The organism is Hansschlegelia beijingensis, from assembly GCF_045505405.1.
Lineage (GTDB): Bacteria > Pseudomonadota > Alphaproteobacteria > Rhizobiales > Methylopilaceae > Methylopila > Methylopila beijingensis_A.
In genome coordinates this window covers 1-8,894 of sequence record NZ_JBJKEX010000108.1, presented here as the reverse complement: position 1 = coordinate 8,894, position 8,894 = coordinate 1, and the positions used below count along the sequence as shown (strand labels likewise).

At 68.7% G+C, this 8,894-nt stretch carries 7 protein-coding genes and 2 pseudogenes; 4 read left to right on the top strand and 5 right to left on the bottom strand.

What is annotated here, in order from left to right:
• From ACIKT0_RS08990 to ACIKT0_RS08980, 3 genes and pseudogenes are all read right to left on the bottom strand, one after another.
• Positions 1 to 194: pseudogene (locus ACIKT0_RS08990) on the bottom strand (4-hydroxythreonine-4-phosphate dehydrogenase PdxA); the annotation flags it as partial.
• A 2-nt stretch (positions 195 to 196) separates the two neighbouring features.
• Positions 197 to 1,117 (bottom strand): peptidylprolyl isomerase family protein, encoded by a 921-nt coding sequence (locus ACIKT0_RS08985; RefSeq protein ID WP_407105017.1) that lies wholly within the window; start codon positions 1,115 to 1,117, stop codon positions 197 to 199.
• 146 nt (positions 1,118 to 1,263) lie between these two features.
• Positions 1,264 to 3,801 carry an LPS-assembly protein LptD gene (locus ACIKT0_RS08980; RefSeq protein WP_407105016.1) on the bottom strand — a complete coding sequence of 846 codons (2,538 nt, stop codon included), beginning with the start codon at positions 3,799 to 3,801 and terminating at the stop codon, positions 1,264 to 1,266.
• 523 nt (positions 3,802 to 4,324) lie between these two features.
• Between ACIKT0_RS08980 and ACIKT0_RS08975 the strand changes: the two genes are divergently transcribed.
• The 4 genes from ACIKT0_RS08975 (at position 4,325) to ACIKT0_RS08960 (ending at position 8,055) form a co-directional block, all read left to right on the top strand.
• Complete coding sequence (locus ACIKT0_RS08975; protein WP_407105015.1) at positions 4,325 to 5,848, top strand: leucyl aminopeptidase; 1,524 nt, start codon at positions 4,325 to 4,327, stop codon at positions 5,846 to 5,848.
• Position 5,849: 1 nt separating this feature from the next.
• Entirely contained in the window at positions 5,850 to 6,044 is a 195-nt protein-coding gene (locus tag ACIKT0_RS08970) for a hypothetical protein (protein WP_407105014.1), read from the top strand.
• Complete coding sequence (locus tag ACIKT0_RS08965; RefSeq protein ID WP_407105013.1) at positions 6,041 to 6,484, top strand: DNA polymerase III subunit chi; 444 nt, start codon at positions 6,041 to 6,043, stop codon at positions 6,482 to 6,484. The genes ACIKT0_RS08970 and ACIKT0_RS08965 overlap by 4 nt, the downstream gene beginning before the upstream one ends.
• A gap of 68 nt (positions 6,485 to 6,552) precedes the next feature.
• On the top strand, positions 6,553 to 8,055 hold the full coding sequence (locus ACIKT0_RS08960) for a S10 family peptidase (protein ID WP_407105011.1): 1,503 nt from the start codon (positions 6,553 to 6,555) through the stop codon (positions 8,053 to 8,055).
• Here ACIKT0_RS08960 and ACIKT0_RS08955 read toward each other — a convergent pair.
• Positions 8,052 to 8,432, bottom strand: a complete 381-nt coding sequence (locus tag ACIKT0_RS08955; protein ID WP_407105010.1) for a YeeE/YedE thiosulfate transporter family protein — start codon at positions 8,430 to 8,432, stop codon at positions 8,052 to 8,054. The two genes, ACIKT0_RS08960 and ACIKT0_RS08955, sit on opposite strands and share 4 nt — an antisense overlap.
• A 28-nt stretch (positions 8,433 to 8,460) precedes the next feature.
• Positions 8,461 to 8,748 (bottom strand): annotated as a pseudogene (locus ACIKT0_RS08950) (urease subunit gamma); the annotation flags it as partial.
• Positions 8,749 to 8,894 lie beyond the last annotated feature (146 nt).

The following is an 8,894-nucleotide window of genomic DNA, read 5'->3' as shown; positions in this document are numbered from 1 at the left end:
TCGGCAAGCGGGAGATCGATCCCGAGGAGCGCCGCCCGCGACGCGAACACCCCGGGGTCTCCGACAGCCACGAATGGCGGAATCCGGCGCGCGCCTCTGGCCGACCAGAGGGCGAGGGCGAGCTCCGGCCCGACGCCCGCCGGCTCGCCCATCGAGAGGGCGAGCGGCGCTTCCGGGCCGCGTTCGCCTGCCATGTTCAGCGGCGAACCTGGATGATCGCCCGCGACTTGATCTGCTCGAGATACTTCTTGGCCTGCTCCTCGACCTGCTTGCCGCTGGCCTGGTCCATCGCCTGCTGCCTGAACACGCTGTCGTCCGCGATGTCCTTGCGGGCGCAGACCGCGATCATCTCGATGCCGTCGTCGCTGCGCTGCGGCTCGGTTAGGCCGCCGATGCTGACCTTCGCCAGTATGTCGTTGAGCTCCTTGCCCATCGCGCCGCTGGAGCGGACGACCGGGTCGCGCACCGCGACGTCGCGAAGCTTGGACGCGAACGCGACCGCCTGATCGCAGCCCGGGAAACGGCTCTTGGCGGCGATCGCCTCGGCGCGGCGCTGCGCGACCTGCGCGTCGCTCGCGCCCTTCGGCAGCACGAACACCACCTGCCTGAGCGTGTACTGGATCGCCTTGTTGTCGGCCTTGCCGGCCGCCTGGCCGATGTAGTCCTGCTCGCGCGCGGCGATCTGCGCGGCGAACTTGCGCCGGACGAGCTGCGCCCAGGTGAGCTCCGCGGTGATCCGGTCCTTCAGGGTCTGGGCGTTCACGCCGCGCTGCTGGATCGCCTGCGTGAACTGCTGCGGGGTGAGCTTCATCCGGCCGGCGATAGAGGCGTACGCGGCTTCGACCTGGGCCGGATCGGCGGCCATGCCGTAGCGCTTCGCTTCCGTGACCTTGAGCTTGTCCTCGATCAGTTCGTCACGCGCCGCCTCGACGCTCGCCTTGCCGCCGGACAGCTTCATGAGCGCGAGGCGGGCCTGCACTTCGCTGGTCAGGATCGGCTGGCCGTTGACCACGACAGCGATCGATTGGGCGTTGGCCGGAGCGATGCAGGACAGGGCCGCCGCGAAGGCTGCCGCGACGGTCACCTGAAGGAGGCGAAGACGCGTAAAGCTGGACATGCGGTTCCCGTTGTTTCGACGCCCGCCAGTCCGGGCCCGGGCCGTTTTCAGTGTTCCGCCCGCCGCCGTCAACATAGCGAAGGCGTCCGGACGCCCTTGATGACGCCCGGCTCGCGGATTTTTGTGGCGCGTCCGCGCCGATGGCGTCAGGGGGCGAAGGAAGCCTGCGATCCGAACATGTCAGGATCGAGGTTCGACTTGCTGCTGGTGGAAACGCCGACCGAGCCGAGCGTGCGGAAGTCGAGCTTCACCAGGAACTTGTTGTCGACCTGCGAGAGCCTCACCGAATCGGCGGAGTTGTCGACCTGGCGGATGTAGCTGAAGCCGAACGACAGGCACTGGGCGATGTCGTTCAGGCCGAAGCCGACCTGCGTGCGATCGAACGCGTCGCGCTCGAAATTGTAGCGGGCCCCGCCCTCGACATAGAAGTCCTGCGTGAGGAACACGCGGGCGCCGCCCAGAATGCCCTCGCGGATATCGTCATAGCCCTGCAGGGGCGCCTTCTCGTAGCGGCCGTAGATCAGATTGGCCTGCACCCGCTGGAAGGTCGCCCGGGCTTCGACCTCGGCGCTGCGGAAGGCGAAGTTGTCCTCGTCGAGCCGGATGTGGGACGCCAGCCCGAAATGCTCGTTGGGCACGATGGTCAGGCCGCCGACATAGTCCGACCGGTTCGTGCTGAGGCCGGAGTTCGGGCCGATGCGGGTCGGGTCGAGCCGGTCGAACGAGTTCTTGCCGAACAGCGCGAAGGACTGGCCGACCAGCATGCTGACGCTGGCTCCAGAGTCCGCCGTCAGCGTGTACTGGGCGCCGACATTCGCCCGGCTGCCGCCCTCGATCCGGTCGTATCCGGAGAACTTGTTCCACGCGAACAGGGTCGTGTCGTCGAACAGCAGGCTCTGGGCGTCCTCGTTGGGAAGCTTGCCGACCTGGCCCTCGTTTGGGCGGAAGATCACCTGCGCGATCGGCTCGATCTGGTGCGTGCCGAACGAGCTCACCGCGATGAACGGATAACGATACTCCAGACCGACGCCCGCCATGCCGCGCAGCAGCACGTCCTGCTCGTGGTCGAGGAAGGCCGGCATGGCCGGATCGAAATCGGGCTTCGTGTAGATCAGGTCGCCGCGCACGAAGGCGAACGGCGTCCAGACCTGGCCGATCGGATCGATGAAGCGGCGCCGCCACTCCATGTCGCCCGAGAGCCGGCTGTAGGTTCCCGCAGCGCCGACGAGCGCGTTGTCGGTGCGCGGCCGGCTCCGCTTGAGGTAGCGGGCGTAGTCGCTCTCCTCGCGGTACAGGTTGGTGGCGTTGATGTCGAACGACAGCTCGCCGCCAGCGACCGGATTTTCGAACGTGTAGTTGTAGTCGAGCACCGGCGCGACCCAAGGCAGGCGGTCCTGCCGGTCATAGCGCGTGAGCCCGTAGAACCTGTAGCCGCGGAGCTCGAACCAGCTGCGGTCGCCCTGACCAGTCAGGAACAGCGTGGACGTGGCGTCGGTGCGCGAGCCCCAGAGGTCATAGTCGCCGCGCACCCACTTGTCGGATAGCGCGTTGATGTCCCAGCCCCAGGACCACTTTTCGTTGATGTCGAACTGGCCCTTGGTCTGGAAGGCCCAACGGTTGTCCTTATTGCCGGATCCCACGCTCAGGCCGGCGTCCGTGTAGCCGGGGGGCACCTTGCCGTTGAACTCTTTCGAGTCGAGCTGGTGAATCCCCGCCGCGCGGATCGAATAGGCGCCGTCGATCAGCTGCTGGCGATAGTGGCCCTTCAGCATGACGCCCTGCTTGGACGTCGCCATAGCGCTCAGCGTCAGGTCGGATTCGGGCGACAGGACCCAGTAGTACGGGATCTCGATTCCGTAGCCGACGCGGCCCGACCGGGTCAGGCTCGGCGCGAGCACGCCGGACTTGCGCTTCACGGTCGGGTCCGGACTCGAGAAGTAGGGCAGCCAGGCGATCGGCTTGCCGAACAGCTCGAAGGTCGCGTTGTCGTAGTAGATCGTCTGTTCGTCCTGCCGCCAGATAATCCGCTTCGCGCGAATCTGCCACAGCGGCGGCTTCTCCGGATTGTTCCGGCAGGGCTCGCAGGCGGTGTAGACGCCGCGGTCGAACACCATGAGGTTGCCGTTCTCGCGCCGGCCCTTGGCCGCGGCGAAATGCGTGCGGTCGGTGGTCTCGACCCTCAGCGGCGTGACGAAGCCGTCCTTGAAGTCGTCGGTGACGTCCATCGTGTCGCCATAGGCGACGTCGCCGTTGCGCTCCGTGAACTTCACATTGCCGTAGGCGTGGACGCGGTTCCGCTTCTGGTCGTAGGCGACCCGGTCCGCCTGCAGCGCGCGGCCGTCGTAATAGATGTCGACGCCGCCGACCGCGGTCACGACCTCCTTGTCGTAATCGTAGACGAGCTCCTTGGCCTCCATGACCATGCGCGCGTTCGGATCGCGCTGGCCGAGGCCGTTCCTGTTCTTCTCGGAGCCCGCGACCACGGGCTTCGACTTCGACGAGAGCAGGCCGGGCTCGTGCTTCTTGCCCGCGTTGTGGGGCTGCGGCGGGATGAGCTCGTTTCGCGACTGGGCGCCTTGCGCGAATGCTCCACCCGTCGCGAGCGCGACGGCGGTGCTTGCAAGCAAGAAGGCGGCGAGAACGGCGCCTGACCGGCGGGAGGAGGCGCGCGGCGCGAGCGTCATCCGTCCTCCCTCGTCGGCTGGGGCGCCGTTTGTTTCGGCGCAAGAAGAGGGCGGACAACAGAATGACGGCGGACGCCGAACAAACGAGTCCGGCCGCCCCCGATACGCCGGCGAACTCGGTGGCGAGATAAAGCACGAAGGCCGTCGGGGCGCCACTTGAATTCGCCCGCCGTGGCCGACCCGCTCAAATCCGAGAGGGACGCAGATCGCCGCAGGGGTCCGGCCGGCGTCGGCGTCCGGCGGATCAGGCTCGATTCGACGCCGGACAGCCGTGTCCCGCAGCCCGTCTCGAGCTTCGTTCCATACGGACCCACCGTTCTCATGCTGACCCGATACGACGTGCGGACGCTTCCCCGCCGAGAGCTTGGAGGCTGGGGCGCCGCCAATGCAAGGCCGTTCCACCCTCCGGCGCCGAGCGACGCTGGAACGTGACGAACGTGTCGTATAGAGGAAACACCCTGAAGTTCGCGTTACCTCAGCCATACACGGCGACGCTGATCTCTTTCCGCAGGAGCGAGCCCTGATGTCCAAGCACTCCGAGCCGACGACGCAGAACGCTCCGCCGCTCAAGATCGGCTTCCAGAAGCTCGATGCGAAAGCCTCGGGCGTGCTGGTCGTCTTCGCCGCGCCGGACTTCGCTTTCGGGGCTTCGACCGCAGCCTTCCTTGCGCCTGTCGAGGCGGCGTTGGCGCGGGCGGCTTCGGCCGAGCGGTTCAAGGGCAAGGCGGGCCAGAGCTTCGAGATGCTCGCGCCGGCGCTCGCTGACGTCGACCGTCTGATCGTCGTCGGCCTGGGCGACGGCAAGGAGCCGACCGACTGGGTCAAGCTCGGCGGCCAGATCCGCGGCAAGCTGCCGGCCGCCGCGGACGGCGTCGTGGTCATGGTCGAAGGGGCGGGCGCCGTCGCTCCCGATCTCGCCGCCACCGCCGACCTCGCGGTCGGTCTGCGGCTGCGCAGCTATGTGTTCGAGACCTACAAGACCAAGAAGAAGGACGACGAGCCGCAGCCGATCGCGAAGGTGACGCTCGCCGTCGCCGACGACGGCGCGGCCAAGAAGGCCTGGAAGGCGAAGGAAGGCCTCGCGGAAGGCGTCGAGATCGCCCGCACGCTGGTGAACGAGCCGCCGAACGTGCTGACGCCGAAGGAGTTCGCCAGGCGCGCCCAGGAACTCGAGGCCCTGGGCGTCGAGGTAGAGGTGCTGGACGAGAAGGCGCTCAGGAAGGCGGGCTTCGGCGCGCTGCTGGCGGTCGGCCAGGGCTCCGAGCAGGAAAGCCGCGTCGTCATCATGCGCTGGAACGGCGCCAAGGACAGCAGCGAGCAGCCCGTGGCCTTCGTCGGCAAGGGCGTGATCTTCGACACGGGCGGCATCTCGATCAAGCCCGGCGCGAACATGGAGGACATGAAGGGCGACATGGCAGGCGCGGCCTGCGTGGTCGGCCTGATGCACGCGCTCGCCTCCCGCAAGGCCAAGGCGAACGTGGTCGGCGCGATCGGTGTCGTGGAGAACATGCCGGACGGCGCCGCCTACCGTCCGGGCGACATCCTGACCTCGCTGTCGGGCCAGACGATCGAGGTGATCAACACTGACGCCGAGGGCCGCCTCGTTCTCGGGGACGTGCTCTGGTACGTGCAGGATCGCTTCAAGCCGAAGTTCATGATCGACCTCGCGACGCTGACGGGCGCCATCCTGATCGCGCTGGGGATCGACCACGCGGGCCTGTTCTCGAACGACGACGCGCTCTCGGACCACATCTTCAAGGCCGGCAAGGCCACGGGCGAGACCGTGTGGCGCATGCCGATGGGCCCCGAATACGACAAGCTGATCGACTCGCGCTTCGCGGACATGAAGAACACAGGCGGCCGGCATGGCGGCTCGATCACGGCGGCGCAGTTCCTCAAGCGCCACGTCAACGGCACGCCCTGGGCGCATCTCGACATCGCCGGCACCGGCATGAGCTCACCCGCGAGCGACATCAACAAGAGCTGGGGTTCGGGCTGGGGCGTCCGCCTGCTCGACCGGCTGGTGAGCGACTACTACGAGGCGTGAGGTGAACCGGCGGCGGGACCATGACGGTTCGCCGCCGGATCTGTCGACCCGGGAGATGAAGGACCGCGACGTCGAGGGCGACATCTCCATCCGGGACGCCCTCGACGCCTGGCCGGCAGGCGACCAGCATCGTCGGCCGGGGGCTCGATCGGGACTCGGCTATCGCGACACCGATGCAGCCTGGGGCAGGGCATGACCGAAGTCCTGTTCTACCAGATGACCAGCCAGCCGCTCGAGAAGGCCCTGCCGGCGCTGCTGGAAAAGTGCCTGGAGCGAAAGTGGAAGGTCGTCGTCCAGGCCGCCGCGCCGGAGCGGATCGCCGCGCTCGACGACGCGCTCTGGACCTATTCGGACGACAGCTTTCTTCCGCACGCCGCCGACGGCGACGGCGCGGAGGAGACGATCTGGCTCACCACCACCGAGCTCAACCCGAACGGCGCCCATGTGCGGGTTCTGGTCGACGGAGCGCAGCCGCCGGATCTTGCGCCTTACGCCCGCGCGCTCGTCCTGTTCGACGGCCATGATCCCGAGGCGCTCGACGCCACGCGGGCGCAGTGGCGCACGCTCAAGTCGGCGGGCCATGAGCTCACCTACTGGCGCCAGGCCGAGGATGGACGATGGAAGCGGGAGGCCTGACGGCCGCTCGGCGCCGACAAGCGCGTGAGGCCCCTCGTCTTGCGGCGCGGGCGCTCCACCTTCCGCGGATGACCCCAGCAATCGTTCGGGCCGCGGCGGCAGCCCTTCTCGTCGCCCTCGCAGTCGGCGCTCCGCTTCGGGCGGATGACACCCCGTGGCCGATTCCCGAGCCGAAGCCCGGAGGCCTGCCGGCCGACGTCACCTCCAAGCAGAACGCCGTCATAGGCGGCGACACGCTGTCCTACACGGCGAGCGTCGAGGCGGTGCCGCTCAGCGACCCCAAGGGCGAGCGCATCGCCGAGGTGATGGTCACGAGCTACACGCTCAACCGCGAAGACCCCGCGACGCGTCCGGTCACCTACGCCTTCAATGGGGGGCCGGGCGCTGCCTCGGCCTATCTCAACTTCGGCGCGCTCGGCCCGAGGCGCGTGCAGTTCGGCAATCAGGGGAACACGCCCTCCGACCCGCCGCCGATCCTCCTCGATAATCCCGAGAGCTGGCTCGCCTTCACCGACTTGGTCTTCGTCGATCCGGTCGGGACCGGTTACAGCCGCTCGCTCGGCTCGGACGAGACCCAGAGAAACTTCTGGTCGGTGGACGGCGACATCGACGCGCTGGCGCGCGTCGTGGCGAAGCACCTCGCGGCCAAGAACCGGCTGATCTCGCCGGTCTACCTGGCGGGCGAGAGCTATGGCGGCTTCCGCGTGCCGCGCATCGCGCGGGCGCTGCAGACGAGGGAGGGGGTCGGCGTCCGGGGCCTGATCGCGATCTCGCCCGTGCTCGATTTCGGGCTGAGGCAGGCGGAGCAGACGTCGCCGATCCCGTGGGTGAACCTGCTGCCCTCGATGGCCGCCACGGCGCGCGAGCGGAAGGGGCCGGTGACGCGCGCGGACCTCGCCGACGTCGAGAGCTACGCGACCGGGGAGTATCTCGCGGATCTTCTGCGCGGCCCCCGCGACCCGGAGGCCGTCAACCGGATCGTGGCGCGCGTCTCGGAGCTCACCGGGCTCGACCCGGCCTTCGTCAGGCAGCTCGGCGGCCGGATCGACATCCAGTCCTTCGTGCGGGAGCTCGACCGCGCCAAGGGGCTCGTGGGCTCGCTCTACGACGCCAACGTCACCGACTTCGATCCGCGCCCGCACGCGGCGCGCATGACCTTCGACGATCCGATCCTCGACGGCTCGCGCGCGCCGCTCACCAGCGCGGCGGTCGACTTCTACGCCCGTGACATGGGCTACCGGGTGGACCGTCGCTACGAGCTGCTGAACCCGGAGGTCAGCCGCAAGTGGCGCTGGGGCGACCGGCAGAGTCCCCCCGAGGCGGTCGACGCGCTGCGGGAGGCGCTGGCGCTGGATCCGAAGATCCGGATGCTGGTCGCGCACGGCGCGACCGACCTGGTCACGCCCTACATGGAATCCAGGATGGTTCTGGACCAGCTTCCAGCCTTCGGCGATCCGGGAAGGGTGTCGCTGAAGGTCTATCCGGGCGGACACATGTTCTACACCCGGGACGCCTCGCGGGCGGCGTTCGAGAAGGACGCGCGGGCGCTCTACCAGGCCACAGCGCGCTAGGGAGCGAACGGGTCGGGCGCGTCTTCGGGCGCGTCAGTCGGCTCGGGGCCGGGGTGCGTCACCGGCGCGCGCCGGTCGAAGTGCAGCGCCAGCACGACGCCGACCGAGGCGAACACGAAAAAGCACCAGCCGGACACGGCGCCGACGGCGACGCCGGCCACCGCCTCGCCCGTGAGGCCGCCGAGGGCCGTCATGGCGCCCCAGCCGACCAGGAACCCGCCCACGACCATCTCGACGAGGTCGCGGAAGGTCGCGGTCGCAGGCGCGAACCGGCCCGAGGAGAGCGCCGCCGCAAAGGCTCCGGCGAAGAAGCCGAACAGGACCAGCACGTCGCCCGTGAGATCGAAGCCCGCCGCGGACAGCTCGAAGCCGGCCACGCCGTCGTCCAGTCCCGGCAGCGCGTCGATGGACCGTCACGAGCTTTGTGCCGTCCGGAAACACGCACTCGACCTGCAGGATGTCGATCATCGCCGGCACGCCGGGCATAACGTCCGCGCTGGTCAGCACGGTGGCGCCGAAGCCGATCAGGTCCGCCACCGAGCGGCCGTCGCGCGCCCCTTCCAGGATTTCGTCGGTGATGAACGCCACCGCCTCGGGGTGATTGAGCTTCAGCCCGCGCGCGCGGCGCTTTCGGGCGAGCTCGGCCGCCGTGAAGATCGTCAGGCGCTCGAGTTCCGTCGGCGTCAGCAGCATGCGGCTCTCATCGTGTCAGTTCGCGAACAGGCGGAGTTCGCCGCGCGCGTGGCGGATCGCCGCCACGTCGAGGCGGGGCGAGAAGCTTTCGATCCGCGCCGGGGCCGGCGCGGCGGCGAGTTCGGCGACGACGCCCAGCAGGTCGC

What these genes read in the sequence shown, in the direction of transcription:
- ACIKT0_RS08985 (WP_407105017.1), bottom strand. Translation starts at nt 1,117, where the DNA reads ATGTCCAGCTTTACGCGTCTTCGCCTCCTTCAGGTGACCGTCGCGGCA.
- ACIKT0_RS08980 (WP_407105016.1), bottom strand. Translation starts at nt 3,801, where the DNA reads ATGACGCTCGCGCCGCGCGCCTCCTCCCGCCGGTCAGGCGCCGTTCTC.
- ACIKT0_RS08975 (WP_407105015.1), top strand. Translation starts at nt 4,325, where the DNA reads ATGTCCAAGCACTCCGAGCCGACGACGCAGAACGCTCCGCCGCTCAAG.
- ACIKT0_RS08965 (WP_407105013.1), top strand. Translation starts at nt 6,041, where the DNA reads ATGACCGAAGTCCTGTTCTACCAGATGACCAGCCAGCCGCTCGAGAAG.
- ACIKT0_RS08960 (WP_407105011.1), top strand. Translation starts at nt 6,553, where the DNA reads ATGACCCCAGCAATCGTTCGGGCCGCGGCGGCAGCCCTTCTCGTCGCC.